Consider the following 26,594-nt stretch of genomic DNA (forward strand, 5'->3'; position numbering starts at 1 on the left):
GGCCCGTGGCGACGGCGCCTTAGTCGATCTTGCTGAGGTCGATGACCACGCGCTGGTCCCCGAGCCGGTAGCTGATCAGCCGTTCACCGCTCATCCCGGCCCCCGGACCCGGCATCTGCAGGCCGTTCTTGTCGGGACGGACCCCGAAATCGCCGGATCTGCCGGTGACCAGATCGTGCAGGAAGGCACCCTCCGAGTTTCTCTCCTTGCGGTAGGCCGAACTCTGGAAGCGGCCCACGAAATCGCCGGGCGCGTGGGCCGGGACGAACGGCAACGCCTTCTCCTGGGAACCGTCGCGCAGCCGGTGGAAGAACCTGTGGTCGGCCTTCCTGCCGATGCACGCGGTCAGCCCGCATTGCACGCCGAGCTCACCGGGGTTGACCACTGCCGTGCGTTTCTCCCCGGTCTCCACGTTGAGCAGTTCGGCCAGGGCCGTCAATTCGGCGGAGGTCGTCTCTTCGTGGAAGTCGAACATCCCGGCCGTACCGACCCACGGCCAGCGCATGACGTGATGTCTCTCCGCGCCCGCGACGGGCTTCACCGCCCCGCCCCCGAGGGGGACGGTGAAGACGCCGTCGCTCTCCCTGAAGGAGAAGGCGATCCTGCCGTCGCCGGTCACGGCCGGCGGGTCGAGAGCCTCGTCCGCGCCCTCCTCGCTGTTCCGGTGCGAGGCCACGAGCCGGGCCTCGCCGCCGGCGAGCGGGGCCGCCCACAGATCGGCGAGCTTCTCGTCACCGATATCGCGGGTCGTCCACCAGACCACCTGTCCGGCGCCGATGGTGAAGTCGAAGGCGAACGTCACCGTCCCCTTCGGCGTGGGAATGTCGGTGATCTTGCGGATTTTCGCGCTGTCCATGTCGTAGGCGTAGAGGGCGTCGGACTTCTCCAGACTCGACCAGGTCCCGGTGAGCAGCGTGTGGTCGTCGATGAAGGCGTGCGGCCGGAGTTCGCGCCCGTCGGGCAGCAGGGCCGGGATCTTCCTGACCGCCTGCGGCCAGACCTTCTCGACAGGGTCCGGAATCTCGAACGCCTCGCCCGGGAGGCGCGGCTCCGCGGTCCCGGCGCTCGACACGGCCGTCGGGTCCGCCGCCGTCGGGTCCGGGCCGTTCGCGGCGCCGCGTACCACCACCGCGAGCCCGCCCGCCACCACCGCCACGGCGACGGCCGCGGCCAGGGCCCGCGCGCGCGCCCCGCGACGCCGGGAGCGGGTCACGATGCGCGCGGACAGGCTGCTCGGCGCGTGCGGCGCGCGCTCGGAGGCGTGGCCGAGGGCACTGCGGAGGTTGGCTTCCAGGTCGTCGTTCATCGGGTGCTCCCGTTGGCCGCTGCGGGATGGGGTACGGCGGAACGAAGCCTGTTCAGGCCGAGCGACGCGTGACTGCGGACGGTCCCCCGGGAGATGCCGAGAACATCGGCGATCTCCACGTCGGTCAGCTGCTCGTAGTACCGCAGGACGAGTACGGCCCGCTGCTTGCGGGGCAGACCTTCGAGCGCCCGCCACAGCCCCTGCTCCACGTCGGAGGGCAGCACGTCCAGATGAGCCCGTTCCGGAAGGTCCCAGGTGAGCCGCTCGCGACGGCGCAGCCGCCAGGTGCCGATGTGCAGCCGAGCCATGATCATCCTGGTGTAGCTCTCCGGATCGCGCTTGCGGCGCACCCGGGACCACGCCCGATGCAGCCGGATCAGCGCCTCCTGGGTGAGATCGGCCGCGTCGTGAGGGTCACCGCTGAGCACGTAGCCGTAACGCAGCAGCGCATCCGCCCGCTCAGCGACGAAGTCCGTGAAACGGGATTCGTCGTCCAATTGCCTTCGCCCTTACGAGTCCGTCACAGCTTTCCGATTCCGTCACAACTCAGACGGACTCGGCGGCGAAACTGTTGAATCCGGCGAAGAAAGACGTCGCCGTCACCCGCTCCCCACGGTCTGCCACGGCCCGCTAGAGCTCGAAGAGCACGAGCCGATGCCGTGCCGCCATTTCCAGCACCACGCGGCACACCTCTCCGGCCCGGGGGAAGACGGCGTTCATCAGCACGAAGTCCTCACCCACGGTCAGCGGCTCGGACCACGGCGAGGTGCCGTAGTTCTCGGCGGTCAGGTCCGGGAAGAGCGCCGTCAGCTCCTCGTAGAAGGCCGCCACCTCCGGGCGCGGCTCGCCGGGGGCGGCTCCGCTCTCGTCCCAGGCGAGATACCGGAGAAGGGCCTCCCGCGCGGTGATCGGTTCGGTCCCGAACCAGACTCCGAGATCAAAGCTCACACCACGTCCTCGTTCTCGCCTCGTCCGCCCGGCCGTCGAATCCTACGTGCCCGGCGGACGCCTGATATGCGCGGACGGTACGGAAAGATCGACGCCTGCCGGCCGCCCGGTCGCGCGTGGCGGCGGTTCTGTCGGTGGCGGACCGTACCCTGACGTCATGATCATTGTCTCAGGCTGGATCCGGGTGGACCCCGATGCCCGTGACGGCTACCTCCGGGGGTGCGTGAGCGTGGTCGAGCAGGCGCGCGCCTCGTCCGGCTGCCTCGACTTCACGCTCGGCGCCGATCTCGTCGACGCCGGCCGGATCAACGTCTACGAGCGCTGGGAGTCGGCGGAGACCCTCGACGCCTTCCGGGGTTCCGGGCCGGGCGACGACCAGGAGGCGGTGATCCGCGACGCCGAGGTGGCGCGCTACCAGATCTCCGGTGTCGGCCCCGCCTGATCCGACGGGCCGGTGGGGCTCCTTTCCTGTACGGATTTCCTGTAGGACGCCCGGCGTCTCCATGGATCTCCTCCCCGTACGGACGTCGGCGTCTTTATCCGGACAGCCGGGATATCCACTGCTAAAAAGGTGTGATGCGTACCCCGGCGAAGAACACCCCGAAGGCGCCGCGAGTCAGTCTTCCCTACCTGTGCGGGGCGGTGGGCGGACCGCTGTTCGTCAGCGCCTTCCTGATCCAGGGGTTTGTCCGCCCCGACTACGACCCGATGCGTCATCCGGTCAGCTCGCTGGCCCTCGGCCCGTCCGGATGGGCGCAGGTCGCCAACTTCGTCGTCACCGGCCTGCTGATGCTCGTCTTCGCCGTCGGCCTGCGCCAGGACCTTTCCGCCTCGGGACGGCACTCGACCTGGGGACCGTTGCTGATCGGGCTGTACGCGATCGGGCTGATCGGCGCCGGCGTCTTCCCGACCGACCCGGTCAGCGGTTACCCACCCGGCTCGCCCGCGCTGGGCGAGCACACCTGGCAGGGCCGGCTTCACGACTTCCCGTTCTCGTTGCTCGTCTTCGCCGCGCTGACCGCCGCGTGCTTCGTGTTCGCCCGGCGCTTCGCCGGCTGGGGCGAGCCCGGCTGGGCGGTCTACTCGGGGATCAGCGGCCTGGTGTTCATCGGCGCGTTCGTGGTCGCCGGCCTGGGGTTCTCCCAGACCGAGGGATTCGTCGAGCTCGGCGGCCTGTTCCAGCGGATCTCGATCACGGCCGGCTTCTCCTGGGTCAGCCTCCTCGCCGTCCATCTGATGCGAACACCCCGCGGGTCCGTACCGGCGCGACCGGTCTGACCACTCTCCCGATCGCCGGGCGACACGAGAGCGGGCTCCGGGCGTCAGGCCGGGCCGTTGCCCGCGCCCTCTCACCCGAGGCGCCGTGTCAGGCCAGGTTTCCGGCCGGGATCCGTCCCTGGGCGGACCACTTCTGGATCCAGGTCGGGTAGGCGACCGGCGACCGGCCTCGTCGAGTCCGGCGAGATCCTGCCATTCGCCCCGGGACTCGGGGGCGCGGCGGCCCGGGGGCGCACCGGTCCGGCAGACTGGACATGACAGAAAGGGGTCCCGCCATGACCGACAAGCCCATCCTGGAGCCCAGCCCCAGTCATCCGATCACGATCACGGCGAACCCGGCCCGGGTCGTCGTGTCGGTGGGGGGCCAGGTGGTCGCCGACTCGCGGCGGGCGCTGACGCTGCGGGAGGCGGCGTACCCACCGGTGCAGTACGTCCCGATCGCCGACGTCGACCGCTCGCTGCTGGAGCGGACCGACACCGCCACCTACTGCCCGTTCAAGGGCGACGCGAGCTACTACACCGTCACGGTGGACGGGAAGCAGGCGGTGGACGCGGTGTGGTTCTACGAGTCGCCGCACCCGGCCGTCGCCGAGATCAAGGACCACGTCGCCTTCTATCCCGACCGGGTCGACTCCATCGTCGTCGAGTAGCCACCCGCCCGAACTCGAGGCGCTTTCCCTGTGCTTTCCGTGTCCCGGTGTCCTCGATGTCCCGGCGCCCCTGTGCGAGGGCCTTTCCGGGAACACGGCCGGGCCGAGCGGCGGCCTGTGCGGACCGCCGCCCGGGCCGGTAGGGCGCTGCCGGTCAGCTCCACCTGATCGATCGCGCGTCGTCGTTGAAGTTGCGGCCGTCGATGATCGGCATGACCGCCCGGTCATTCAGGTAACCGGTCGCCGGGGGGAGGAAGTTCGTATACGCATAGTGGTTGGTGAAGCAGTTGGAGTAGTTCTTGAAAGAGGAGATGCGGTCCCACCAGTGCCGCGGAAGATTGACCGAGTAGTCGATATTGGTGGTCGGACCGGTGCAGCTCCGGGAGCCTCGGAAGGTGTACGAGGCACCCCGGTAGTTTATGTGCTCATATTCGATCCCGATTATCATCAGGGCCCCGGCGGCCGCGGGGGTCGCTTCGGCGCCGGCCGACTTCTCGCTGCTACCGAGTAGCGCGTCGAGGACGGGGTCGTCCACACCCTCGACGGCGGAGGGCGGGGCGTCGGTGACGGCGCCGTCGGTGGCGAACCGGATCGCCTCGGTGAACGTGGGGAAGCAGTGCTCCGTTCCCGGCTTGTTCAGTCCTCCGGTCACGTCGACGACGCAGTTGTTGGCGGGAGTGGGGGCGGGTTCCCCGGGTGTCGCGACGGCCCCGGCCGGTGCCGGGACGGAGACGATCAAGGGCAGGGCCGCACCGAGCCCGGCCGAGAGGAGGCGCAACCGCCGTACGGCGTCACGCTTGACTCCCTGATGCGATTCCGTTCCGATTTCCTGGCGCATTTCCATCTCCTTGTTGCTCGTCATCTCTGATCCATGTCACGCTTGCCGGAATCATGGGCAGGATTTTCCGGCGCCCGAGAGATCCCGTACGCCCGCTCCCCGCCGCACGCTTTCCGCACTTCCCGCATGCCGGTTCGCGCCGCCGCCCACCTCAACGTGGACTCTCCGCTCATCCGCTACAGCGCGCCGCGCGTTCACATTTCCGCGCCGCGCCCGATTTGCCAGCGAATGGCATCTTTTAACGGCTATTCATGTCGGCTATTCGGTGCGTCACGTTCGAATGTAAATGGCACACGGTCGCCCAGGAAGGCGACACGGCAATGTGAACCCGATTATCGGGACCAGAGTTAGCAATATCCCAACAAGGTGGACTTGCCTGCATATATCTATATGAATTGGCCGCGGTGGCCCGTCATTCGAAGCTGTCAACCGGGAACTCGGGACGCTCATCCTGGGACACGCTCGCCCGGTACCTGCGATGTGCCCGGCCCCCGGCCGGAACTGAATGGGTCAACGTCCGGAGAACGCCGGAGCGGGAAGGCCGAAGGCGGCCACGTACCGCTGTCGCATCTGTGATCTTTCATCCCGATACTGAACTGCGGACGAGATCCGGAGAGCTGGGGAGGAACCGGTGGGCGCCAAGGGCGGTACGGCCGAGATCATGATCGCCGAGGCTCGCAAGGCGTTCTGGGTGATGGTCGGGTTCCTGGCCTTCATCTGGGTGATGCAGATCGCCAACTGGACGTCGGGCTACGCGTTGGGCCAGGAGCACGGCGTGCGGCCGTGGGATCCCGCGAGCCTGCCCGACATCGCGTCGGCGCCGTTCCTGCACTGGAGCTGGGAACACATCCAGGCCAATTCGGGACCGCTGTTCGTCTTCGGCTTCCTGTCGGCCTACCGGGGCGTCGTCAAGTTCCTCGGCGTGACGGGGCTGATCATCCTTGTCAGCGGCCTTGGGGCCTGGTTCACCTCCAACCCGCAGAGCGTGGGCGCGGGCGCGAGCGGCGTCGTCTTCGGCTACTTCGGCTACGTCCTGGTGCGGGGCGCCTTCGACCGGCATCTGATCGACATCGTGGTGGGCCTGGTCATCGCCCTCTGCTTCTCCTACCAGTTCACCGGCCTGCTGCCCAAGGAGGGCATCGGCTGGCAGGCCCACCTGTTCGGCTTCCTCGCCGGCCTGCTGGGTGGCTGGCTGTTCCGCGAACGTGACCGCACCCGACCGGTCCCGGCCCCCTCACCCCAGGATCCGAGAACCGCGCTGCGGAAGGAACTGGACGAACTCGGGCTCTGACGCGGACGCCATCAGGAGCGGCCGCGTCGGCGCCTCACAAGAACTTCCGGGGGACTTCCGGGAGTCGCGCGCCAGGTTTTCGGCACAGGACTCTAGAGATGCTTACGTCGGATGAGAAGGCGGTGTGACTCCTGCAGCTCTGCCGGCAGGTCGTCCGGAGCGAACCACCCCGCCTCCAGGATCTCGAAATCGTCGAGCTTGAGCGTGCCGCCGGCGAACTCGGCTTCGTAGGCCACCTCCAGGCGCAGCCGGTAGCCGCTCTTCAGCCGGACCAGCTCTCCGACGTGGACCTTCAGCCCGGTCTCCTCCCGCACCTCGCGGCGGACCGTGTCCTCGAAGGTCTCCGATCTGTTCGCGTAGCCGGTCGGGAGGCCCCACTGCCTGCCCTCCGGCCAGAAGCGGTGCTTCAGCAGGAGGACGTTGCCGTCCTGGTCGCGCACTATGCCGGTCACCCCGACCATGAACGTGGCGTGACGAAGCCAGTTGACGCGCCACTGGAGCGAGCCACTGGTCAGCCTCCAGAGCCGGACGATCAGCTTCTTCACGGTGAGTCCCATCCGCAGGCCGGCGCCCGCCTGAAGATCAGACGCTACCCCTTCGGGCCATGGTGCCCGGTTTCATGACTCGTAGGTGTAGTAGGAGTCGACCGCGGGCTGGCCGGTGTAGTTGGGCCCGGCACGGTCGTCGGAGCCGAGATAGCGGTAGGGCAGCTCGACGACCCGCCGGCCCCGGCAGGTGATCCGGCGACGCCGGGGGTCGTAGTCCAGCCCGGCGTCCCGCAGCGCCGAGGCCAACCGGCGTCCCGCCGGCACGCCGTCCTCCACGAGGACACTCCGGGTGTCGAGGTTGCCGACGAGCAGGCCGTCCTCGGCCAGCCAGCCGGCGGCCCGGGACAGGACACCGAGCTTGTCCCCCACGTAGTGCAGGCCGTGGACGCAGGTGATCAGGTCGAACGGCTCCTCGGGCTCCCAGCCGGTGATCGAGGCGGTGACCAGCCGCAGCCTCGGCGGGCGTGACGGCCCGGCGAAGAAGTCGACCAGGTCGACACCGACGATCTCCGCCTCGTCCCCCAGGTGGCGGGATGCCTCGAAGAGGGCACGGGCCGAACCGCAGCACAGGTCGAGCCAGCGCACCCGCCGCCCGGCCCGCACCCGCTCGCGCAGGACCTCCAGCACGTCGATGCCCAGCTCCCGGCCGTACCCGTTGGAACCGGTCAGTCCCCGCTCCCGGTTCATCACCCGGTTCGCCACCACCGACGAGCGCTCCAACGCCTCGTCATCGAGCAGTTTCGCCAAGGAGCTCTGTTTCCTCTCGCCGGTCACCGCGTCTGTCTCGTAAAAGCCGGACCGGTGCTTGACGACGCCGCGTGTCGTGTTTCCCGTCAGGTCAGCCGGTCGAACTCACCGATCTTGACGCCATCGACGAAGGTTCGCCACCCGGCGGGGGTGAAGAGGAGCTTGGGACCACGAGGGTCCTTGCTGTCGCGGACCGCGACCACACCCGGCAGGTTGGCGGCTACCTCGACACACTGGCCGCCGTTGTCTCCGGAGCGCGACGACTTCCGCCATACTGCGGCACTCAGGTCCATTCCTGCCTCGCTTCCTCGATCATTTTGAGGGACATGCGATCAGGATAAGCCCATCGGCGTATGGATTCATATCTGTTCCATATCGAGGTCACGGAATCCTGGTCGGTCGTGACGTGTCCTTCGATCGATGAATCGACATGGATGGTGTCCGGTTGACCGTTCGGAAGTTCGGCGATCATAAAAGCGCCCAACATACCCGCGGTGCAATCCGCATCGACGACTTGAACGGCGACCGTAGGCCGCTGGGCGGTCTCCAGCAGGTGGCCGAGTTGTTCCCGCATCACCTCGGGGCCGTCGACGCGACGGCGAAGGACGCCCTCGTCCATGAGGACGAGAAGCATCGGAGGGTTCTCCTTGTCGAGGATTCGCTGGCGGCGCATGCGGGCCTGGACACGCTCCTCCACCTCGTCGGGGGTGGCCCGGGGACCGTGGGTGAAGAGGTGCCTGGCGTAGGACTCGGTCTGGAGGAGGGCCGGGGACGAGGAGAGGGTCCCAGGAGCGGAGGACGAGGGCGGCGGGTTCTATTTCCTCGGCCCAGCCGATGAACCAGGCCGGGCCGCTGGGGCGGGCGACGATGTGTCGGCGCAGGTCCGTGAAGTGCGTGCTGCCGCCTGAGCCGAAGGGCAGGTCGAGCCGCTCGGCGTCGGATCTCGACGGCGTGCGGGTGGCGGACTCCAGGCGGCTCACCTGCGTCTGCGTGCATCCCAGGCGTGAGGCCACTGCGCTCTGGGACAACTGCGCGGCCTCGCGCAACCGGCGCATCTCAGCCCCGAAACGCGCGTGCGGGGATCCGGGCTCCGGGGAGGTCTCGACGCTCATCGCATTCCTCCTGAAATAGAGAAAAACGGCATTTTGGGTTAATTGGCGATGTCAGCTCTTGGTATCGACAGGCCGACCGTCGGCATTTTCAGCTATCTCTCGGATTACCGATCCGGTTATGTCCTCACCTCTCATGAGGGCAATCTAAGCACACGTCCTCTCGGTTCGACAGGACGAAAAAGAAAGCGTCCCATTGCATTTGAACCGGAGACGAGACAAGTGACGAATGATCAGAACGGCGACCTTTCACGCCTCGATCACGCTCGCCAGGGGCACTCGGCGGACAGGAGCGCGACGGCGGTCGAGCGGCATGAACGATTCGTCCATCTGACCCGGCTCGGCTGGGATCTGCATCGCCTCGGTGTGTGTACCTCGCTGGTCCTCCCGGTGGCGGGGCAGCCGATTCTGGAGATCCGTACGGCGACGGGCGCGGCGCTGGTCAGGATCACGGTCGTCCGGCGCTTCTGCGGGTGGGCGTTCGTCTGGCGGCCCTGGTGGGCGCGGCTGTGGCAGCGCGGGGAATGGGTCTGGGCGGAGGCCGACAACGCGGCCGACATGATCGTGTCGGCGGTGACCGCGTGAGATCCGGAGAGGAGACCACGGGGAAAGAGGACAGCTGTCCTGGACATCACGGTGACGGAACTTCGACAACGCCGTGGGCGGGTGGGCCGTACGGCGCGTGGCGGAGGGTGTTTCCCGGGCGGGTGGAATCCGTTCCGGAGGCTCGGGCCTGGGCGCGTGACCTGCTGGCCGAGCAGGTCGGAGGCCCGGTGCTCGACGACGTCCTGCTCCTTCTGAGCGAGCTGGCCACGAACGCCGTGGCCCACTCCGACTCCGGGCGTACGGCGGACGGACGGGTGACCGTCTACGTGGTGCGTACCAGCGCGACGGTCCACGTGGAGGTCGCCGACGACGGGTCCGACGCCGGCGCGCCCGCCGTGCGCGTACCGGAGACCGACGACGACGGCGGGCGGGGGCTGTGGCTGGTGGAGATGGTCGCGGCCGGATGGGGGTCGCATCGCGACGGCGCGGGTGGTTCGGTCTGGTTCCAGGTGGCCGGGTAATCCACCGTCCGGCGGAATCAGCCGGCCCAGGTGGCGTTCTTCAGGATTCCGGCCAGGCCCGGGGTGGCCCACTGATCGACGACGAGAAGCTTCGACTGCGGCAGGTACCACTCGCGCTGGTTGAACGTCGACTTCTGCCCACCGTTGCTGTACGACACGCACCGGCCGGGCCAGACCCGGTAGTGCGCCTTGTGCGCCACCCCGACATTCCGGTAGCCGACCACGATCGCCTTGCCGAGGACCTGGCCGTACTCGGGGTCGGTCGGGCAGCGCTGCACGTCGGAGGCCGGGTAGTACGGGCCCTGCGTGGGGTCGTAGGGCCCGAACCCCTCGGCGCCGATCTTGAGTGTCTTCGGCCCCATGACCCAGAAGCTGTCACATTTGGGCTGGAAGTAGCCGCGGCCGGGCCGCGCGCAGGCACCCGTCACCACCTGGACCCGGTCCGCGGTCCTGTACACCCGCCAGGAGTTCGGGATCTCCAGGGTCAGACCGGCGCGCAGCCGGAGCAGCGCGGTGGAGGAACTCGCGGACGCGGGGAACTGGGCCGCCAGCACGGCGGCTCCGGCGACGGCGGCCAGCGTGATCGTTCGCTTCGTCATGGCGGCGACGATAGGGAGTCCGGCTTGTCGTTGGCTTGCAGGCTTCTTGCCCGCGAAAGCCCCGGATCTCGTGTCCGCGAGAGGCCCCGGGCCCGCGATCGGCGGGCGGGTGGACGGCAACGACATACCGCTGGGTATGCTCGCTGACGCAGATGGCTCCTGCCCCGTCGGTACGACCAGCGAGAGAGGGGAACGGGACGTGTTCACCGCTCCGAGCGACCCCGAGTCCGTCTTCACCTACGGCGCCCCCGCACTGAAGTTCGGGCCGGGCGCCTCCGCCGAGATCGGCTTCGATCTCGGGCAGTACGGCGCGCGCCGCGTCCTCGTCGTCACCGACCCTGGGGTGGCCGCGACCGGCGCGCCGCGGCGGATCGCCGACCAGCTGGCGGGCTTCGGCATGGAGGCGCGCGTGTACGACGGCGTGCGCATTGAGCCGACGGACGAGAGCCTGCTCGCGGCCGTCGACCACGCCCGCGCCTCCGGCCCGTGGGACGCCTTCGTCGCCGTCGGGGGCGGGTCGAGCATCGACACCGCCAAGGCGGTCAACCTGCTCACCACCAACCCGGGCGAGCTGATGGACTACGTCAACGCGCCCGTGGGGGGTGGCCTGGCGCCGTCACGGCCGCTCAAGCCGCTGGTCGCGGTGCCCACGACGACGGGTACCGGGTCGGAGAGCACCACGATCTGCGTGCTCGACGTGCTCGACCTGAAGGTCAAGACGGGGATCAGCCACGCCCGGCTCCGCCCGGTCCTGGCGGTCGTCGACCCGGACCTGACGCTGTCCCAGCCCCCGGAGGTCACCGCCGCCTCCGGGATGGACATCCTCTGCCACGCCCTGGAGAGCTACACCGCCCGCCCGTACACCTCCTACGAGCGCAAGCGCCCCGAGGAGCGCGTCCCGTACTGCGGGTCGAACCCGGTGGCCGACATGTGGTCCGAGCGGGCGCTGCAGCTGCTCGCGGGGTCCTTCCGCGCCGCCGTGCGCGACGGGGACGACAGGGAGGCGAGGGCGCGGATGGCGCTGGCGGCGACGTTCGCCGGGCTGGGGTTCGGCAACGCGGGCGTGCACATCCCGCACGCCAACGCCTACCCGATCGCCGGGCGCGTGCGGGACTTCCGCCCCGAGGGCTACCCGGGGGACGAGCCGATGGTGCCGCACGGGATGGCCGTCGCGCTGACCGCCCCCGAGGCGTTCCGGTTCACCTTCGAGGCGCGGCCGGAACGGCACCTGCGGGCGGCCGAGCTGCTCGACCCGTCCGCCGAAAGGCCCGGCGACCTCGCGGAGTTCCTGCCCGGCGTGCTGGCGAGGCTGATGCGCGACGTCGGGATGCCGAACGGCATCGGCGGCGTCGGGTACACCGAGGCGGACGTCCCCGCGCTCGCGGAGGGGGCGATGAAGCAGCAAAGGCTGCTCGCCACCGCCCCGCGCCCGGTGGGCGAGGACGACGCGGCCGGGATCCTGAGCCGCTCCCTCACCCTCTGGTGAGGAGGCGGCGGCGCTCGTCTCCGGTCACCTGTGACCGCCCTCGCCCTCCCAGGACGCCTGGCCGTCGTCCCCGTCGTCCCCGTTGTTCCTGGCGTCCGGGACGGCCGGAGTGACCGGGACGGCCGGGGCGGCGTCCGAGGCGGCGGCGAGGATGCCGGCCGGGCCGGTGGCGGCCTCAGGCGTGACGGCCAGCCTGAGCGCGTTCGCGGCGGTGCCGCTCTCGGTGCCCGGCGGGATCACCAGCAGGTTGACCGGCTCCATGTTCACGGGGATCAGGGTGACCACGTGCGGGTCCATGTGGCGGAACCAGCCGACCTTCACCTGGCGGCCGGGGGCCGCGACGCGGTGCGGGATGTCGTCCCACGCCTTCAGCGGCAGGCCCACCCGCAGGACGTGCCGGCCGAGAAGCTCGTCGACGGCGGCGATGAGCCCGGGCAGCTCCACGGTGGCGTCCGGCGAGTACGGCCACCAGGCCCCGTCCACGGCGCCCCTGCGGCCGAGGACGGGATCCAGGCTGAGGCGTACCTCGGAGGGAGCGGTCGTGGTGACGGCGCCGGAGGTGGAAGGGTCGTTCGCGGTGACGGCGCCGGAGGTGGGGGGTGCGCTGTGGGAGAGAAGCTCGGACGTCATGATCGTCTGGCCTGTCTCGGTCCCTGGGGACCGGGGTTGCCTATCGCCTTGGGCGACGCCGACCCGAATGCCAACGCACGAAATGTCCTTGGTACCCCTATTCTACCTTGGTTCCCGTCCCGGAACCGGGATCGGATGACAGGTTCGGCGCGGTTCAGTGGAGCATGACGCGCGCCCATTGCCTTCTGGCCACCACGAGACCCAGCGCCCCCATGACGAGGAGGTAGAGCACGCTCACGATCATGCCGGAGTCGATCCGGCCGAGGGCGCACCCGCGCAGCAGCTGGATGGCGTGGTAGAGGGGCAACAGCTCCACGATGACCTGTATCACCCGGGGGTAGACGGTGACCGGGTAGAACGTCGTCGCGAAGAGGAACATCGGCAGCAGCACCAGCTGCACGTACTGGAAGTCGGACCAGGACCGGATGCGCGTCGTCACGGCCAGGCCCGCGCTCCCGAAGGCGAAGGCGACGAGCAGCGTACCGGCCGCCGCGACCAGGGCGTCCGGCCAGGAGACCAGCCCGAACACGGTGATCACGAGGAGGAACCCGATCGCGGTGACGAAGCCGCGCAGCACCGCCCACGCCACCTCGCCGGCGACGATCCCGGTGAGGGACAAGGGGGTGGACAGGATCGCCCGGTAGTGGCGCTCGTGGGTGAACTTGACGAAGGCGCCCTCCATCGTCTCGTACAGGGCGCTGTTCATCACCGCCGTGGCGAGCAGGCCGGGCGCGACGAACGCGGCGTAGGTGACGTTCACCCCGTCGACGTCCCCGACGAGCCGCCCGATGCCGACGCCGATGGCGAGCAGGTACAGGATGGGCTCGAAGATCGAGTACATCGCCATGGTCCACGGGTTGCCTCCGGTGTGCACCCGGAGGTTGCGGAACACCAGGAAGTGCGCGCCACCCCAGCGGGGCACGGCGGGCGGCACCCTGCTCTCCGGGTCCGGCACCCTGGTCTCCAGGTTCTGTGGCATGTCGACCCCTCAGACGTGGATGTGTCGCCGGTACGTGGTCAGGGCCACCGCGACGCCCCCGGCGGTGAGCGCGGCCAGGTAGCCGACGTGGATCGCGGAGGTGAGCGGGGTGGCGGTGCCCAGGCTCAGGGTTCGGCACAGGTCGACGCCGTGCCACAGCGGTGTGACGTACGCCAGCGGGCGCAGCCAGTCGGGGAGCGTCTCGATGGCGAAGAAGGTCCCGGAGAACAGGTACATCGGCATCAGCACGAACCGGAACACCGTGTTGAGGGTGTTGAACCTGTCGACGGTCACCGTCCACGCCGCCAGCGGGGCCGCGAAGGCCATGCCGGTCAGCAGTGCGGCGGGCACGGTGAGCACGGCCCACGGGGAGCGGGTGGCGCCGAAGGCCGCCATCACCACGGCGAACGCCAGCGCGCTCGTGCCGATCCTGAACGCCATGAACAACAGGTGCCCGGCCATGATGTCGCGGGGTTCCAGCGGGGTCGCGGCGGCCACCAGGTAGCCCTTGCCCTGCCGCAGGGAGCTGTGGACCACGAACGCCGCCTCGACGTAGGCGTTCTGCATCGCCGCGGCGGCGAGCATCCCGGGGGCGAAGAACTCCAGGTAGGTCAGGCCGCCCAGCGACGCGGGGTCGACCAGCTGTCCGAGCCCGGCGCCGATGGCCACCAGGAAGAGCAGCGGGTTCGCCACGCTGATGACGATGGTGCTCCTCCAGGAGCGGCGGTAGCGGAGCATCCACGAGGAGAACTCGCGCAGGAGCATGGGCATGCGTCGTCCGCCTCGGTCCGTCGGGGTCGGGAACATCGGCATGATGGACATGTCGTCCGCCTCAGTCCGTCAGGGTCCGGCCGGACAGGCGCAGGAACACGTCCTCCAGCGTCGATCTCCGGACGAGGGCGGTGATCGGGGTCATCCGCGCGGCGGTGACCGCGGCCAGCGTCGCCTCGCCGTCGTGCGTGTAGACCAGCACCCGGTCGGGCAGGACCTCCACCCGCTCCCCCTCGCCGGGACCGACCAGGTCGCAGAGCTTCTCCGCGGCCTGCTCGTGCTCGTCGATCCGGAACCTCAGCTCCAGGACCTCGCGCGTCGAGTGCCGGCGGATGAGCTCCTGGGGTGACCCCTCGTCCGCGACGAGCCCCTTGTCCATCACCACCAGGCGGTCGCACAGCTGCTCGGCCTCGTCCATGTAGTGGGTGGTGAGCAGCAGCGTCACCCCCTGCTGCTTCAGCCTGAACAGCCGGTCCCACAGCACGTGCCGCGCCTGCGGGTCGAGCCCGGTGGTCGGCTCGTCGAGCAGGAGGATGTCCGGCTCGTTGATCAGGGAGCGGGCGATCGTCAGCCGCCGCCGCATGCCGCCGGACAGCGCCCCCAGGCTCTCGCCCGCCTTCTCCTCCAGCTGCGCGAACTCCAGCAGGCGCTCCGCGCGCTCCCTGATCACGCGGCGGGACAGCCCGAAGTAGAGGCCGTACATCGTCAGGTTCTCGCGCACGGTGAGGTCGGGGTCCAGCACGTCGTCCTGCGGGACCACGCCCAGGCGCGCCCGGATCCTGCGGCCGTCGCGCGCGGGGTCCATGCCGAGGATCCGCAGGGTTCCGGCGGTGGCCGGGGAGACGCAGCCGAGCATGCGCATCGTCGAGGACTTGCCCGCCCCGTTCGGGCCGAGGAACCCGAAGGCCTCCCCCCGGTCGACGTGGAAGTCGATCCCGGCCACGGCCTGGAACCCGGTGCCCCGCCTGTCTCTGGGCGGGTACGTCTTCTGAAGCCCCTCCGCCTGGATCAGCGGTGCCGCACTGCCGTCTTCTGCCATGGACACCTCGGGCTCTCCAGCACGATCAGTCGTGTTCCCTATAGATCAAGGGATCTTCAAGACATGATTTTGTAAGAGTCCGAGTATGTTTCGCAATATATTTACCTGACGACGGGGTGCGGTACGGGCCTTCCGAGCACCTCCGCCAGGCGTGAGAAGCTGTCGCCGCCCTGACCGGCGTCGACGGCCCGCCGGGCGACGGCCCGGGCGGCGCTCAGCACGCCGGTGTCGATGCCCCGGGTCTGGGCCGCGTGGATGATGTGCTCCATGCCGGCGGCGGCCGACAGGATGGTGGACTCGTCGCCCGGGTGGTCGCCGCCGTCGAGGTTCTCCGCGAACTTGTCGATGAGGTCGGGGAGGAGGGCGCCGATCCCCTTGGCGAGCGGGGCGAGGTCCCTGGCCGCGATGTTCTCGGCGGCGGCCAGGGCGAAGGCGTGGACGAGACCGCTCATGGACGTCCAGAAGAGGTCGAGCAGGGCCACGTCGTGCGCCGCCGCCCTCCCGGGGTCCGCGCCCAGGTAGGCGGAGGTGCCGCCCAGGCTCGCCAGCGCCCGCCGATGGGTCCGGTGGACCTCTTCCGGCCCGCTGTACAGGACGACGGCCGCCGGTCCCCCGATGGTCGGCGTCGGGGTCATGATGGCCCCGTCGAGATAATCGATGTCGCGCTCGGCCGCCCACGCGGCCATCAGGCGGGCGCGTTCCGGCGTGTCGGCGGTGAGGTTGACCAGGGTGCGCCCCTTCAGCGCGCCGGCGGCCGGGCCGACGATCGCCTGCGCGACGTCGTAGTCGATCACGCAGACGATCGTCAGCGGGCTCGCCGCGACCGCGTCGGCGGCCGTGTCCGCGCGGATCGCTCCGCGGGCGACGAGATCCTCGGCCCTGGCGGCCGTCCGGTTCCACACGGTCGTGGGATGGCCGTTCGCGAGGAACGATCCGGCCAGCGCCCGGCCCATCGGCCCCAGGCCGAGGACCGTCACCGGGGCGGGGTGGTCGTGGTTGTGGTCGTGGTTCATGTCCTACTCCGATCCGGCGTCGTTCGATCGGGCGTTCGCGCTCCGCGCGGGGTCCGTGCGAAGCAGGTCGATCAGGGCGGAGAGGTCGCCGCCGCCCCGGTTCGCGGCGACCCCCCGGTGGAGCAGCGCCCCCATGGGCTCCAGCAGTTCGGTGCTGACGCCCTGGTCCCGGCCGGCGTCCAGCAGGTTGACGAAGGCCTCCGCCTGCATCCCCAGGTTCGAGGCGGTGGCGGAGTGGTCGTTCGCGTCGTACGCCTTCGCCATCTCGGGCAGGCTCGTGAGCATGGCGTCGAGCCACGAGACCACCAGCGGCGTGAACTCCGTCGCCGGGACCTTCTCGGAACCGACCATGGCGACGGCCTGGAAGAAGCCGCCGAACATCCCGTACATCGCGCTGAGCAGCGCGATGTCGTACAGGGCCGCCCGGCCCGCGTCCTCGCCCAGGTGGGAGACGGTGCCCAGCGCCGACAGGGTCCGCTCGTGAGCGGTGAACGTCTCCGGCGATCCGCTGCAGAGGATGAGAGATCCGGGGCTCCCGATCATCGGGGGCACCGCCATGATGCCGCCGTCCAGGTAGTCCGCTCCCTGTTCAAAGGCCCAGCGGGCCAGCTCGCGCGCCTGGCGGGGCGTGCCGTTGGTGAGGTTCACCAGGGTCCGGCCCGCCAGGAGGCCGGTCACGGTGCCGGGGTCGCCGGAACCCTCGGGGACGTTGAGGGCGGGGGCGCCGAGGACCTCGCGGACCGCGTGGTAGTCCAGCACGCAGACCACGACGACCGGGCTCGCGGCGACCGCCTCGGCGGCGGTGGCCGCCTCGGTCGCGCCCCGCTCGGTGAGCTCTCCGCCCTTCCCGGCGGTACGGTTCCACACGGTCGTGGGATGACCCTTGTCCAGGAAGGCCCCGGCCAGTGCCCTGCCCATCGCCCCCAGGCCGATGACTGTCACCGGCGTCCGATCGTCGATATTCATTTTTCCCCCTATTTCACGCGATGTCGGCATAAGAAGGTCCCAGTCCCGGATCCCTTCGGACCCCGGCCGGGACGTTTCGATGCTGGCGCGCCGCTGAAATTTCATCAAGTACCTACTATTTTGTCAGGTACTAACCTTTTTGTAAGTGTGGAGATCGGGATGAAGAAACAGACCTACTCGTGCGGGCTCGACGCCGCCGTCGACGTCGTCGGCGGCAAGTGGAAGGCACTGATCCTGTGGGCCCTCCACTTCGGGGCCCTCCGGTTCGGCGAGCTGAGCCGGAGGGTGTCGGGAATCAGCGAGAAGATGCTGATCCAGCAGCTCCGGGAGATGGAGTCGTACGGCCTGGTGCACCGCGAGGTCTATCACCAGGTTCCGCCGAAGGTGGAGTACTCGCTGACCGAGTTCGGCCACTCGCTCAACACCGCGCTCATCCCGCTCGGCGAGTGGGGCGAGATCCACATGGAGACCATCGAGGCCCTCCCGCGCCGCTGACGTCCCGTCGAGCGGCGCCCGGGACCGGGCGAGCACCTCGGGACGGGTCGTCTCGGCACCGTCCCGCGCCGCCCGCGGGCCGACCGGCGCACCTGATCGAGGTAGTACCAGCTGTACCAAGAGGCTCCAGCTCGCGGGATCGAAGTGACGATCTCCCCCGCGACATGCTTCAGGGGTCGGCAAGTGACCCTCGAACAAGGAGTCCCGGTGTACAAGCCCTCCTCCCCCCGCTCACGCCTCCTCGCCTGCGGGCTCGCCGCGACGATCGCCGTCGGCACCGTCGCCGCGCCGGTCGCGGCGTCGGCCTCGGCCCCGACCTCGGCGTCCGCGGCCGCCGGTTTCGACGACGGCGTGCAGAAGTCACTCGACGGGCTGATCGGCAAGGAGTTCCCCGGCGCGCTGGCCTCGGTGCGCGACACCGGCGGGCGCGTCACCGGCTACACGGCGGGCGTCGGCAACCTGGAGACGCGGGAGGAGGTGCCGGCCGACGGCCGGGTGCGCATCGGCAGCAACACCAAGACGTTCGTCGCCACCGTCGTGCTGCAGCTCGTCGGCGAGGGAAAGATCGAGCTGGACGGGCCGGTCGAGAGGTATCTGCCCGGCCTGGTCCGCGGCAAGGCCGGCGACGGCCGTAGGATCACGGTTCGCCAGCTCCTCCAGCACACCAGCGGCCTGCCCAACTACACCCGCTACATGCACCAGGACTTCTTCAAGATCCAGCACCGCTACGTCGAGCCCAGGGACATGATCGACGTGGCGCTGCGGCACAAGGCGTCGTTCGGGCCGGGCAAGGGCTGGGAGTACAGCAACACCGGCTACCTGCTGCTCGGCCTGGTCGTGCAGAAGGTCACCGGCCGGCCGATCGCCGAAGAGGTCACCAGGCGGGTCATCGACCGCGCCGGGCTGCGCGACACCTACTGGCCGGGCGTCGGCGACCAGACCGTCAAGGGCCCGCACCCCCGCGGTTACACGGTCAGGAAGCCCAAGGGCGAGTTCGTCGACATCACCACGATGGACCCGTCCTGGGGCGGCGCGGCCGGCCAGCTCATCGGCACCCCGAACGACCTCAACACCTTCTTCCTCGCCCTCCTGGACGGCAAGCTGCTCAGGCCCGCGCAGCTGGCGGAGATGAAGAAGACGGTCAAGGCCCCCGGGTTCCCCGAGGGATGGCGGTACGGGCTCGGCGTGGTCAAGATGAAGCTGGACTGCGGCGACACCGCGTGGGGCCACGGCGGCGACATCGACGGCTACGAGACCCGCAACGCCGCCACCACCGACGGCCGGGCGACCGCGGTCGCGGTGACCGCCCTTCCCACCAGCGAGGCAGGGGTCCTGAAGGTCATCAAGGTCGTCGACGACGCCCTCTGCGGCACCGAGTAGCGCTTCTCCAGCCTTTCCCCGGCCTCTCCTGCCGCCCGAACCCCTCTCCCCAGGAGCCCTCCCATGCCCGCGTTCACCGAGCACCACCGCCCGTCACCCTGGAGGGCGCCAAGAACGTGGAGAAGGCCCTCGACACCGCCCTGTGCAAGTAACGGGTGACCGCCCCGCTCGCCCCCGCACCGCCTCGGCGGCACGCGGGGGTGTCGGCGGCCGTGGAACCGTCCGGCCATCCGTGCACGGACGACGGCCGGGCGGTCGCGTACGAGCGCACCCGAACCCGGAAACGACTGCGAGCGTTCCCGCCGGACGTCCCCGTGTCCTCAGAACGGGGGTTCGTCGACGAGCGTGCCGGCCGTAGCGGCCGTGTCGGCCGTACCGGCCCAGAAGGTCTCGTCCTCCGAGGGCTCGGGCCTGCGCTGGAGGACCGCCACGGCGTCCTTGACGCGTCCGAGCTCTATGAGGTGACGGGCCAGGAGGCCGCTGTCGGCCTCCGGGTGCCGTTCGAGGAGGGCGACCGCCTCCTCGATGCGTCCGGCGCCGGCCAGCAGCCCGGCGACGGAGCGGACCGCCCACCAGGCGTCGCTCTCGGGGTGGGCACACGCCTGCTCGACGGCCTCCTCGCTCAGGCCACACGCGGCCATCAGGGAGAGCCGCATCCCGAAGAACTCCCACCCTTCCCCGCCAGAGCGTGCCTTGAGGGTGTCGAGATAGGCCAGGCCGTCCTCGGGACGGCCCTGGTCGGCGTAAAGGGCGCACAGCGTGTGGACGATCCAGTCCTCGGCTCCGCCCGGCGAGTCCGCGAGCGCCCGCATCGCCTCCGTCGCCTCCTCGGCCCGGCCGTTCCTCGCCAGGAGTTCCGCGAGAAGGACCGTCCCGTGGCACCGGCAGAACTCCGGTCCCCCCGGCCGCCGGTACACGGCGATCGCGCCCTCCACGTCACCGCGCTCCTCCAGGAGTTCCGCGAGACGCTGCGCGGCGTGCCAGTGGGGGTCGGCCACCGCGTACGCCCGCAGCTCCGCGATCCGATCGTGCCTGGCCAGCAGATCGGCCAGCTGGTCACGGTTGTCGACCGAGGTCTCCTCCCGGGTACGGAGCAGCGCGACCGCCTCGTCGACCCGCCCCTGGCGCTCGCGGATCTCGGCGAGCAACCCGACGGCGTTGAAGGGTTCGACGCGGCGAGGGCACGACGGGTCGTCGCCTCGCCCCGCCTCGATGCGGGCGGCCAGCAGCGCGGCGGCCTCCTCGTCCCGGCCCGTGATCCCGGCGACGTCGACCAGGGCGGCGGCGAGGAAGAAGTCCTCCACGTACGGGCGGAGCATGACGAACGCCTCGTCGCCTCGACCGTGCCGGGCGAGCAGCCGCGCGTAGAACCTCAGCGCCACCCTGTCTCCGGCCTCCGCCGCCGGACGGGCGAGCGCGATCGCCTCCTGCGCTCTCCCCCACTCCTCCAGCAGCCCGGCCACGGTTTCGAACGCCCTCCACCAGCCCGTGGCGAGGTACGGGGCGAAGACCTCCAACGCCTCCGCGCGCCGGCCTCGCTCCGCGAGCAGCCGAGCCCACTCCCGTGCGCAGAACCACTCCCCGCGCCCGGCCTGGAACTCGACCTCCGCCACGTGACCGAGTTCGATCAGCCGGGAGACCACGTCCGGGGGAATGCAACCGGAGAGCGTCCGGACCCGGTAGTCGAGATCGGCGACATCCATGACACCGCACCCTAGCCCCGCCCCCGGCACGGCCGGGCCCTCCGTGATCGCGGCCTGTCCCCGCCCCGCAGGACCCGGCGCGCTTCGGCCCGACCTCGGAGCCGAGACAGCCGGTGGCGGCCGGGACGGAGCGGCCGGCCGGAAACGATCAGGGGTGCCGGCGATCGTCCTTGCCGGTGTGGTGACGTTGAAGCCGGAACGAGCCGACACGAGCGGAAACGGAGGACGAACCCGCACGCGACAGGACGCCGGAAACGCTGACAGCGCACCCGCGAGAATCGCTGATGCGCTGTCAGATATGGTGCGCCGCCAGGGACTCGAACCCCGGACCCGCTGATTAAGAGTCAGCTGCTCTAACCAACTGAGCTAGCGGCGCTTGAAGCCCTTGAAGAATAGCGCACATCGGGCGGCGCTTCGAAATCGGCGACGGCCCCGGCCGGCGGCGATCGCGGAGCGGAGACGATCACGGCCGGTGGCGATCGCGAGGCAGAGACGATCACCGGTTAAGCTAGAACAACATTCGGTCCTGTACTGGGAGCACACATGTGGTTCGCCTCACCGAGCGACGCCGGCGAGCGGCTCGACGCCGTCGGCTACCTCCCCGACGACTCCATATCGACGTCGGTCTTCCTGGCGGGAGCGCTCGGCAAACCACTGCTCGCCGAGGGGCCCGCGGGGGTGGGCAAGACCCAGCTCGCCAAGGCCGTGGCGGCGACGACCGGGGCCCGGCTGGTCAGGTTGCAGTGCTACGAGGGGCTGGACGAGGCCAGGGCGCTGTACGAGTGGAACTACAAGAAGCAGCTGCTGCGCATCCAGGCCGGGCAGGGCGAGGATTGGGACGCCACGCATGACGACATCTTCACCGAGGAGTTCCTGCTGGAGCGGCCGCTGCTCGCGGCGATCCGGTCGGAGACGCCGGTGGTCCTGCTGATCGACGAGATCGACAAGGCCGACGTCGAGGTGGAGGGGCTGCTGCTGGAGATCCTGTCCGACTACCAGGTCACGATCCCCGAGCTCGGCACGATCGCCGCCGTGCGGAAGCCGTACGTGGTGCTGACCTCCAACGCGACCCGCGAGCTCTCCGAGGCGCTGAAGCGGCGCTGCCTCTACCTGCACCTGGAGTACCCGACGCCGGAGCGCGAGCGCGACATCGTGCTGGCCCAGGTGCCCGCGATCGAGGCGGGCCTGGCCGAGCAGCTCGCCCGCACGGTCGCCACCCTGCGCGGCCTGGAGCTGAAGAAGTCGCCCTCGATCGCCGAGACGATCGACTGGGCCAACACCCTGCTCGCGCTGGGCAGGACCGAGCTCGACGAGGCGGCGATCGGGGCGACTCTCGGCGTCGTCCTCAAGCACGCCTCCGACCAGACCCGGGCGCGCAAGGAACTGGCCCTGTGACGGGCCCGGGTCGCGGGGCGGGAGGCAGGAGGTGAGCCTGCTCGACCGGCACGTGGGGTTCGTGCACGCGCTGCGCGAGGCCGGGCTGCCGGTGTCGCCGGCCGAGGGCCTGGACGCGGCCAGGGCGCTGGTGATGATCGACCTGGCCGAGCGGGAGTCGCTGCGGGCCGCGTACGCCGCGACGCTGGTCAAGCGGCCCTCGCACCGGCCGGGCTTCGACACGCTGTTCGACCTGTGGTTCCCCGCCTCGACGACCGGCCTGCGGGCGCCGCGCGCGGCCGAGCCGGACCGGCCGGGCCTGCCGGGCTCGCCGGACCTGGAGACCGCCGAGGTCTCCGAGCTGCGCGACCGGCTGGCCGGGCTGCTGCTGGGCGCCGAGGGGATGAACGAGTTCGCGCGGGCGATGGTGGAGCGCTTCGGCCGCCAGCCCGCGGGCCCCGGCAGGCAGAACTGGTTCTCCTACCCGGTGATGCGGACGCTCTCCCCCGAGACGCTCATGGCGCGGCTGCTCGCCGAGGTCCTCGCGGGCCGGGAGCGCGGCGGGCTGGCGGAGAGGGTCGCCCGGCAGCGGATCGGCGAGAACACCAGGCGCTTCGAGGACGCCGTCTCCACCGACGTGCGCCGCCGGATCGCCGAGGACTCCGGGATCGAGCGGATCGCCCGCTCCGCGGTACGCCCGCCGCTCGAACAGCTCGACTTCCTGCGGATCACCAAGGCCGACCTGGCCAGGCTCCGCAGGGAGGTCCACCCGCTCGCCCGCCGCCTCGCCGCCCGGCTGACCGTCAAGCGCCGGCTCGGCCACCGTGGCCGCCTCGACTTCCGCAGGACCGTACGGGCCTCGCTGTCCAGCGGCGGGGTGCCGCTGACCACCTTCAACAGGCCTCGCCGCCCGCACAAGCCCGAACTGGTCGTCCTGTGCGACACCAGCGACTCGGTCGCCTCCTTCGCGCACTTCACCCTGCTGCTGACGTACGCGCTGCGCGAGCAGTTCACCAAGGTCCGCGCGTTCGGGTTCGTGGACACCGTGGACGAGATCACCCGGTTCTTCGTACCGGGCGCCGACGTGGTGGAGGCGATGACCCGGCTGACGAGGGAGGCCGACATGGTGCGGTTCGGCCGGACCGACTACGGCCACGCGCTGGAGCGGTTCGCCGAACGGTACGGCGACGCCATCGGGCCGAAGACGTCCCTGCTGATCCTGGGCGACGCCCGGTCCAACTACCAGTCGCCCGCGCTGGAGACGCTGAGGCGCCTGGCCGCCGGCGCCCGGCACGCCTACTGGCTCAACCCGGAGCCGGCCGCCCAGTGGGACAGCGGCGACTCGCTCGCGACGGCGTACGGCGGGATCGTGCCGATGTACGAGTGCCGGAACGCCGCGCAGCTGGCTGCCTTCATCGAGGGACTCGTCTGAGGAAACGCGGCGGGCGCGGTCAGCTCATGCGGCGCAGCACCCGGGCGGCGGTCCTGGCGAGGACCTCCACCTGGGCGTCGTCGAAGTCGGCCCGTGGCCCCTTCTGGATCCAGCGCGCCACCAGGCGGGGCTTGAGAAGGGTGAGCCCCTCCGCGGTGACCGACCGCCTGATCTCCCCGCCGTGCACGGCGATCAGGGGCTCGATGGTGACGGGGATGCCCGACTCCCGGGAGAGGATCTCGGCCAGCGACTCGGAGACCTCGACGAGCGCCTTGGCCACCTTCGTGCCGTACTTCTCGCCCAGGAACAACCGGTCGCCGTACCGGGCGATCTCGGTGTCGGGGCCCCACGCCTCGTTGTCCACCACCCAGACGCCACCGGGGCCGATGACGAGGTGGTCGACCGACGCCTTGCCCGGGACGGCCCGGCCTTCGAGGATGTGGTAGCCGTCCCTGCGGAGCTTGCGGCGGAGCAGCTTGCCGGTGATGGCCTCGCCCCGGCGCCTGCCGCGCCAGACGGCGGTGGCGTCGTACTCCCGCCAGGTCAGGAACGTGTCCCCGGCGGCGACGAGCAGGGCGCCCAGCAGTCCGAGGATCGGCGGCGACAGATTGAACCGGTAGGCGAGCGCGACGCCCACCGCCAGGCCGGCCACCGCCTTGATCGCGCGCATCTTCCTGCGCTGGGCGACTTCCTTGATCCAGAACTGCTCGTACATGACCTGCGGCGACAGGCCGTGGACCTGGTCGACTGGCGTCACGTAGATAGATCCGCCCGGCATAGCGAACCCCCATGGCTAGAACGGTCGGGAAGGACGGGAGGGGGGACCTGCCACGCTGAAGATCCTCAGACCATGAAATACCCAATCGGGGGCTCCAGCTATCCCTGGATCGCGATGGTGACGCAAGTAACACACATTCGCCAGCCACCAGCGGCGTAACCGACCAGTCGGTATGCTTTCCCTCACCACACCATGGGGGACGCATGACTCAGGACCAGGAGCCGGTACGGCAACGCCTGCTCAGCGAGGCCACACGTCTGTTCGCCGAGCGAGGCTTCGAGAGTACGTCAGTTCAGGAGGTCGTCTCGGCGGCAGGCGTCACCAAGGGCGCCATGTACCACTACTTCGACTCCAAGGACGACCTGCTCCACGAGATCTACGGGCGCGTGCTGCGCCTGCAGATGGAGCGGCTGACCCACTTCGCCGACGGCCCGGGACCGGTGGCCACCCGCCTGCACTCCGCCGCCGCGGACGTCGTGACCACCACGGTGGAGAACCTGGACGACTCCAAGATCTTCTTCCGCTCGATGCACCTGCTCGCGCCCGACACCCGCAAGGTCGTCCGCGCCGAGCGGCGCAACTACCACGAGCGCTTCCGCGACCTGGTCACCGAGGGGCAGCGCGAGGGCACCTTCAGGAGCGACGTCCCCGCGGACATCGTCGTCGACTTCTTCTTCGGCTCCGTCCACCATCTGGGCACCTGGTACAGCGCGGAGGGCGCGCTGTCCGGCCCCGAGCTGGGGGCGCACTTCGCCGACCTGCTCCTCACCTCGCTGCGACCGGATCCGCCGGCACCCCCCGCGTGACCCTCCGCCCGAACAGGGCGACGAACTCCGCGACGCCCCCCGGCACGGAGCCGGGGGGCCTCGCGCCGGCACGCGGTCAGGCGGGAGCGGGCAGGTCCGCGAGGGCCGCCACGGCCTCCCGGTGGGCGCCGGGGGTGCCGAAGGCTATCTCGGCGGACTTCGCGCGCTTGAGATAGAGGTGCACCGGGTGCTCCCAGGTCATCCCGATCCCTCCGTGGAGCTGGACGCTCTCCTCGGCGACGCGCACCGCCACCTCCGAGCACCACGACGCGGCCACCGCCGCCGCCAGCTCTCGGTCGCGGGCCGCCTCCCCCTCATCGGGCGCGCCCGGGGCCGTGGCCAGCAGGTCGGCCGCGTTCCTCGCGGCGGCACGGGCCCGCACCACGTCCAGCCAGAGGTCGGCCATCCGGTGCTTGATCGCCTGGAAGGAGCCGACCGGCCGGGCGAACTGGTGGCGCTCCTTGATGTAGGAGAGCGTCGTGCCCAGACACCACTCGGCGACCCCGAGCTGCTCGGAGGCGAGCAGGCCCGCGCCGAAGCTCAGCACCCTCCGCACGTCGAGCCCGCCGATCGCCTCACCGGCGGGGGTGCCGGAGAACGTGACGGTGGCGATCGGCCGCGTCAGGTCGAGCGACGGCACCACGTCGATCCGGACATCCGCGGCCCGGACCTGGTAGAGCGCCGTCCCGACGGGCACCAGCAGCACGTCCGCCACGTCCGCGCCGGCCACCGCCGTGATCTCCCCGTTCAGCACCCCACCGTCGGTGACGGTGACGGTCTCCGGCAGCGGACGGTACGGCGAGGCGGCCAGCGACACCGCGAGCGCCGCCGTGGTCTCCCCAGAGGCGAGTCGCTGGATCAGGTCCTTCTCGCCGACCTGCAGCAGGGCCTTCGTGGCGAGTACCGAGCTGGTGAGGAACGGCAGCGGCGCCACCGCCCGCCCCAGCTCCTCCAGCACCACCGCGACCTCCCGCGCCGACGCCCCCGCCCCGCCGTACTCCTCCGGCACCAGCAGGCCCGCCACCCCGATGTCCCGCGACAGCGTCTTCCACAGGTCCATGTCGTACGGCGCCTCGGACTCGGCACGCCTCAACACGGCGTCGGCCCCGCAGCGGTCCGCGAGAAGGTCCCGCACGGAGGCGCGCAGCTCCTCTTCGACTTCGGTGTAAAGCAGTGTCATCGGTCGCTCACCACTCCTCATTCGCTACGCGGCCCGCTCGTCCCTCGCGACCCACTCCACTCACTGCGTCGGGTTCGCCCTCCGCCATCGGTCGCTCACCACTCCTCATTCGCTACGCGGCCCGCTCGTCCCTCGCGACCCACTCCACTCACTGCGTCGGGTTCGCCCTCCGCCATCGGTC

At 70.2% G+C, this 26,594-nt stretch carries 29 protein-coding genes, 1 tRNA gene and 2 pseudogenes; 12 read left to right on the forward strand and 20 right to left on the reverse strand.

The features are described from left to right. Positions 1–19: 19 nt before the first annotated feature. The 3 genes from AB0G15_RS10610 to AB0G15_RS10620 form a co-directional block, all read right to left on the reverse strand. Entirely contained in the window at positions 20–1,306 is a 1,287-nt protein-coding gene (locus AB0G15_RS10610) for a hypothetical protein (protein WP_362837400.1), read from the reverse strand. Next, entirely contained in the window at positions 1,303–1,803 is a 501-nt protein-coding gene (locus AB0G15_RS10615; protein ID WP_362687520.1) for a SigE family RNA polymerase sigma factor, read from the reverse strand. The genes AB0G15_RS10610 and AB0G15_RS10615 overlap by 4 nt, the downstream gene beginning before the upstream one ends. A 133-nt stretch (positions 1,804–1,936) precedes the next feature. Then, on the reverse strand, positions 1,937–2,254 hold the full coding sequence (locus AB0G15_RS10620) for a hypothetical protein (RefSeq protein WP_362687523.1): 318 nt from the start codon (positions 2,252–2,254) through the stop codon (positions 1,937–1,939). A gap of 157 nt (positions 2,255–2,411) precedes the next feature. On the opposite strand from AB0G15_RS10620, the gene AB0G15_RS10625 reads away from it, so the two are divergent. The 3 genes from AB0G15_RS10625 (at position 2,412) to AB0G15_RS10635 (ending at position 4,182) form a co-directional block, all read left to right on the forward strand. Beyond that, positions 2,412–2,696 carry an antibiotic biosynthesis monooxygenase family protein gene (locus tag AB0G15_RS10625; protein WP_362687526.1) on the forward strand — a complete coding sequence of 95 codons (285 nt, stop codon included), beginning with the start codon at positions 2,412–2,414 and terminating at the stop codon, positions 2,694–2,696. Between the two features lie 134 nt (positions 2,697–2,830). Beyond that, positions 2,831–3,532 carry a DUF998 domain-containing protein gene (locus AB0G15_RS10630; RefSeq protein ID WP_362837402.1) on the forward strand — a complete coding sequence of 234 codons (702 nt, stop codon included), beginning with the start codon at positions 2,831–2,833 and terminating at the stop codon, positions 3,530–3,532. 275 nt (positions 3,533–3,807) lie between these two features. Next, positions 3,808–4,182 carry a DUF427 domain-containing protein gene (locus tag AB0G15_RS10635; RefSeq protein ID WP_362837404.1) on the forward strand — a complete coding sequence of 125 codons (375 nt, stop codon included), beginning with the start codon at positions 3,808–3,810 and terminating at the stop codon, positions 4,180–4,182. Between the two features lie 154 nt (positions 4,183–4,336). Here the strand turns inward: AB0G15_RS10635 and AB0G15_RS10640 are convergent, their stop codons facing one another. Beyond that, on the reverse strand, positions 4,337–5,020 hold the full coding sequence (locus tag AB0G15_RS10640) for a hypothetical protein (protein WP_362837406.1): 684 nt from the start codon (positions 5,018–5,020) through the stop codon (positions 4,337–4,339). A 631-nt stretch (positions 5,021–5,651) separates the two neighbouring features. Here AB0G15_RS10640 and AB0G15_RS10645 point away from each other — a divergent pair. Further along, positions 5,652–6,311, forward strand: a complete 660-nt coding sequence (locus AB0G15_RS10645) for a rhomboid family intramembrane serine protease (RefSeq protein WP_362837408.1) — start codon at positions 5,652–5,654, stop codon at positions 6,309–6,311. Positions 6,312–6,403: 92 nt separating this feature from the next. Here AB0G15_RS10645 and AB0G15_RS10650 read toward each other — a convergent pair whose 3' ends face one another. The 5 genes and pseudogenes from AB0G15_RS10650 to AB0G15_RS10670 all read right to left on the reverse strand — a co-directional run. Next, entirely contained in the window at positions 6,404–6,856 is a 453-nt protein-coding gene (locus tag AB0G15_RS10650) for an NUDIX domain-containing protein (RefSeq protein ID WP_362837410.1), read from the reverse strand. 72 nt (positions 6,857–6,928) lie between these two features. Beyond that, positions 6,929–7,606 (reverse strand): class I SAM-dependent methyltransferase, encoded by a 678-nt coding sequence (locus tag AB0G15_RS10655; RefSeq protein ID WP_362837412.1) that lies wholly within the window; start codon positions 7,604–7,606, stop codon positions 6,929–6,931. An 86-nt stretch (positions 7,607–7,692) separates the two neighbouring features. Further along, positions 7,693–7,899, reverse strand: coding sequence for a DUF397 domain-containing protein (locus AB0G15_RS10660; RefSeq protein WP_362837414.1), 207 nt, complete (start codon positions 7,897–7,899; stop codon positions 7,693–7,695). Then, positions 7,890–8,363: pseudogene (locus tag AB0G15_RS10665) on the reverse strand (DUF5753 domain-containing protein); the annotation flags it as partial. The pseudogene AB0G15_RS10665 and the gene AB0G15_RS10660, both read right to left, overlap by 10 nt. Positions 8,364–8,538: 175 nt before the next feature. Next, positions 8,539–8,718: pseudogene (locus AB0G15_RS10670) on the reverse strand (helix-turn-helix transcriptional regulator); the annotation flags it as partial. Between the two features lie 219 nt (positions 8,719–8,937). On the opposite strand from AB0G15_RS10670, the gene AB0G15_RS10675 reads away from it, so the two are divergent. Further along, a complete protein-coding gene (locus AB0G15_RS10675) occupies positions 8,938–9,300 on the forward strand; it encodes a hypothetical protein (protein WP_362837416.1) in 363 nt (120 codons plus the stop codon). Positions 9,301–9,422: 122 nt separating this feature from the next. Beyond that, positions 9,423–9,782, forward strand: coding sequence for an ATP-binding protein (locus AB0G15_RS10680; protein WP_362837418.1), 360 nt, complete (start codon positions 9,423–9,425; stop codon positions 9,780–9,782). A 17-nt stretch (positions 9,783–9,799) separates the two neighbouring features. Here AB0G15_RS10680 and AB0G15_RS10685 read toward each other — a convergent pair whose 3' ends face one another. Beyond that, entirely contained in the window at positions 9,800–10,381 is a 582-nt protein-coding gene (locus AB0G15_RS10685; protein ID WP_362837420.1) for a hypothetical protein, read from the reverse strand. A 199-nt stretch (positions 10,382–10,580) separates the two neighbouring features. On the opposite strand from AB0G15_RS10685, the gene AB0G15_RS10690 reads away from it, so the two are divergent. Then, complete coding sequence (locus tag AB0G15_RS10690) at positions 10,581–11,867, forward strand: hydroxyacid-oxoacid transhydrogenase (RefSeq protein WP_362837422.1); 1,287 nt, start codon at positions 10,581–10,583, stop codon at positions 11,865–11,867. Positions 11,868–11,891: 24 nt separating this feature from the next. Here the strand turns inward: AB0G15_RS10690 and AB0G15_RS10695 are convergent, their stop codons facing one another. The 6 genes from AB0G15_RS10695 to AB0G15_RS10720 form a co-directional block, all read right to left on the reverse strand. Further along, complete coding sequence (locus tag AB0G15_RS10695; RefSeq protein WP_362837424.1) at positions 11,892–12,497, reverse strand: DUF5994 family protein; 606 nt, start codon at positions 12,495–12,497, stop codon at positions 11,892–11,894. 154 nt (positions 12,498–12,651) lie between these two features. Further along, positions 12,652–13,476, reverse strand: a complete 825-nt coding sequence (locus tag AB0G15_RS10700; RefSeq protein ID WP_362837426.1) for an ABC transporter permease — start codon at positions 13,474–13,476, stop codon at positions 12,652–12,654. Between the two features lie 9 nt (positions 13,477–13,485). Next, positions 13,486–14,247, reverse strand: coding sequence for an ABC transporter permease (locus AB0G15_RS10705; protein ID WP_362837428.1), 762 nt, complete (start codon positions 14,245–14,247; stop codon positions 13,486–13,488). Between the two features lie 61 nt (positions 14,248–14,308). Then, positions 14,309–15,286: an ABC transporter ATP-binding protein gene (locus AB0G15_RS10710; protein ID WP_362687817.1), complete on the reverse strand. Its 978-nt coding sequence runs from the start codon at positions 15,284–15,286 to the stop codon at positions 14,309–14,311. A gap of 101 nt (positions 15,287–15,387) precedes the next feature. Further along, the gene (locus AB0G15_RS10715) at positions 15,388–16,299 is read right to left on the reverse strand and encodes an NAD(P)-binding domain-containing protein (RefSeq protein ID WP_362837430.1); all 912 of its coding nucleotides are present in this window, start codon (positions 16,297–16,299) and stop codon (positions 15,388–15,390) included. 3 nt (positions 16,300–16,302) lie between these two features. Continuing rightward, positions 16,303–17,265, reverse strand: coding sequence for an NAD(P)-binding domain-containing protein (locus tag AB0G15_RS10720; RefSeq protein ID WP_362837432.1), 963 nt, complete (start codon positions 17,263–17,265; stop codon positions 16,303–16,305). Positions 17,266–17,424: 159 nt separating this feature from the next. On the opposite strand from AB0G15_RS10720, the gene AB0G15_RS10725 reads away from it, so the two are divergent. Both AB0G15_RS10725 and AB0G15_RS10730 read left to right on the forward strand, forming a co-directional pair. Continuing rightward, a complete protein-coding gene (locus tag AB0G15_RS10725; protein WP_362837434.1) occupies positions 17,425–17,760 on the forward strand; it encodes a helix-turn-helix domain-containing protein in 336 nt (111 codons plus the stop codon). A 207-nt stretch (positions 17,761–17,967) separates the two neighbouring features. Continuing rightward, entirely contained in the window at positions 17,968–19,140 is a 1,173-nt protein-coding gene (locus AB0G15_RS10730) for a serine hydrolase domain-containing protein (protein ID WP_362837436.1), read from the forward strand. A 320-nt stretch (positions 19,141–19,460) separates the two neighbouring features. Here AB0G15_RS10730 and AB0G15_RS10735 read toward each other — a convergent pair whose 3' ends face one another. Next, on the reverse strand, positions 19,461–20,843 hold the full coding sequence (locus tag AB0G15_RS10735; protein WP_362837438.1) for a hypothetical protein: 1,383 nt from the start codon (positions 20,841–20,843) through the stop codon (positions 19,461–19,463). Positions 20,844–21,142: 299 nt separating this feature from the next. Continuing rightward, a tRNA-Lys gene (locus AB0G15_RS10740) sits at positions 21,143–21,219 on the reverse strand. A 167-nt stretch (positions 21,220–21,386) separates the two neighbouring features. Between AB0G15_RS10740 and AB0G15_RS10745 the strand changes: the two genes are divergently transcribed. Both AB0G15_RS10745 and AB0G15_RS10750 read left to right on the forward strand, forming a co-directional pair. Beyond that, the gene (locus tag AB0G15_RS10745) at positions 21,387–22,238 is read left to right on the forward strand and encodes a MoxR family ATPase (protein ID WP_362837440.1); all 852 of its coding nucleotides are present in this window, start codon (positions 21,387–21,389) and stop codon (positions 22,236–22,238) included. Positions 22,239–22,269: 31 nt separating this feature from the next. Further along, positions 22,270–23,649 carry a VWA domain-containing protein gene (locus tag AB0G15_RS10750; protein WP_362837442.1) on the forward strand — a complete coding sequence of 460 codons (1,380 nt, stop codon included), beginning with the start codon at positions 22,270–22,272 and terminating at the stop codon, positions 23,647–23,649. Between the two features lie 19 nt (positions 23,650–23,668). On the opposite strand, the gene AB0G15_RS10755 is transcribed toward AB0G15_RS10750, so the two are convergent. Further along, positions 23,669–24,406: a nuclease-related domain-containing protein gene (locus AB0G15_RS10755; RefSeq protein WP_362837444.1), complete on the reverse strand. Its 738-nt coding sequence runs from the start codon at positions 24,404–24,406 to the stop codon at positions 23,669–23,671. Positions 24,407–24,630: 224 nt separating this feature from the next. Here AB0G15_RS10755 and AB0G15_RS10760 point away from each other — a divergent pair, with 224 nt between their 5' ends. Then, positions 24,631–25,233 (forward strand): TetR/AcrR family transcriptional regulator, encoded by a 603-nt coding sequence (locus AB0G15_RS10760; protein WP_362687601.1) that lies wholly within the window; start codon positions 24,631–24,633, stop codon positions 25,231–25,233. Positions 25,234–25,309: 76 nt separating this feature from the next. Here AB0G15_RS10760 and AB0G15_RS10765 read toward each other — a convergent pair whose 3' ends face one another. Further along, positions 25,310–26,413, reverse strand: coding sequence for an acyl-CoA dehydrogenase family protein (locus tag AB0G15_RS10765; protein ID WP_362837446.1), 1,104 nt, complete (start codon positions 26,411–26,413; stop codon positions 25,310–25,312). Between the last annotated feature and the right edge of the window lie 181 nt (positions 26,414–26,594).

The organism is Streptosporangium sp. NPDC023825, from assembly GCF_040639575.1.
GTDB lineage: Bacteria > Actinomycetota > Actinomycetes > Streptosporangiales > Streptosporangiaceae > Streptosporangium.

Excerpts from the sequence above, each read along its gene's own strand:
- AB0G15_RS10610 (WP_362837400.1), bottom strand. The coding sequence starts at position 1,306 with ATGAACGACGACCTGGAAGCCAACCTCCGCAGTGCCCTCGGCCACGCC.
- AB0G15_RS10625 (WP_362687526.1), top strand. The coding sequence starts at position 2,412 with ATGATCATTGTCTCAGGCTGGATCCGGGTGGACCCCGATGCCCGTGAC.
- AB0G15_RS10630 (WP_362837402.1), top strand. The coding sequence starts at position 2,831 with ATGCGTACCCCGGCGAAGAACACCCCGAAGGCGCCGCGAGTCAGTCTT.
- AB0G15_RS10635 (WP_362837404.1), top strand. The coding sequence starts at position 3,808 with ATGACCGACAAGCCCATCCTGGAGCCCAGCCCCAGTCATCCGATCACG.
- AB0G15_RS10640 (WP_362837406.1), bottom strand. The coding sequence starts at position 5,020 with ATGCGCCAGGAAATCGGAACGGAATCGCATCAGGGAGTCAAGCGTGAC.
- AB0G15_RS10660 (WP_362837414.1), bottom strand. The coding sequence starts at position 7,899 with ATGGACCTGAGTGCCGCAGTATGGCGGAAGTCGTCGCGCTCCGGAGAC.
- AB0G15_RS10685 (WP_362837420.1), bottom strand. The coding sequence starts at position 10,381 with ATGACGAAGCGAACGATCACGCTGGCCGCCGTCGCCGGAGCCGCCGTG.
- AB0G15_RS10695 (WP_362837424.1), bottom strand. The coding sequence starts at position 12,497 with ATGACGTCCGAGCTTCTCTCCCACAGCGCACCCCCCACCTCCGGCGCC.
- AB0G15_RS10700 (WP_362837426.1), bottom strand. The coding sequence starts at position 13,476 with ATGCCACAGAACCTGGAGACCAGGGTGCCGGACCCGGAGAGCAGGGTG.
- AB0G15_RS10705 (WP_362837428.1), bottom strand. The coding sequence starts at position 14,247 with ATGCCCATGCTCCTGCGCGAGTTCTCCTCGTGGATGCTCCGCTACCGC.
- AB0G15_RS10710 (WP_362687817.1), bottom strand. The coding sequence starts at position 15,286 with ATGGCAGAAGACGGCAGTGCGGCACCGCTGATCCAGGCGGAGGGGCTT.
- AB0G15_RS10715 (WP_362837430.1), bottom strand. The coding sequence starts at position 16,299 with ATGAACCACGACCACAACCACGACCACCCCGCCCCGGTGACGGTCCTC.
- AB0G15_RS10720 (WP_362837432.1), bottom strand. The coding sequence starts at position 17,265 with ATGAATATCGACGATCGGACGCCGGTGACAGTCATCGGCCTGGGGGCG.
- AB0G15_RS10725 (WP_362837434.1), top strand. The coding sequence starts at position 17,425 with ATGAAGAAACAGACCTACTCGTGCGGGCTCGACGCCGCCGTCGACGTC.
- AB0G15_RS10735 (WP_362837438.1), bottom strand. The coding sequence starts at position 20,843 with ATGGATGTCGCCGATCTCGACTACCGGGTCCGGACGCTCTCCGGTTGC.
- AB0G15_RS10745 (WP_362837440.1), top strand. The coding sequence starts at position 21,387 with ATGTGGTTCGCCTCACCGAGCGACGCCGGCGAGCGGCTCGACGCCGTC.
- AB0G15_RS10760 (WP_362687601.1), top strand. The coding sequence starts at position 24,631 with ATGACTCAGGACCAGGAGCCGGTACGGCAACGCCTGCTCAGCGAGGCC.
- AB0G15_RS10765 (WP_362837446.1), bottom strand. The coding sequence starts at position 26,413 with ATGACACTGCTTTACACCGAAGTCGAAGAGGAGCTGCGCGCCTCCGTG.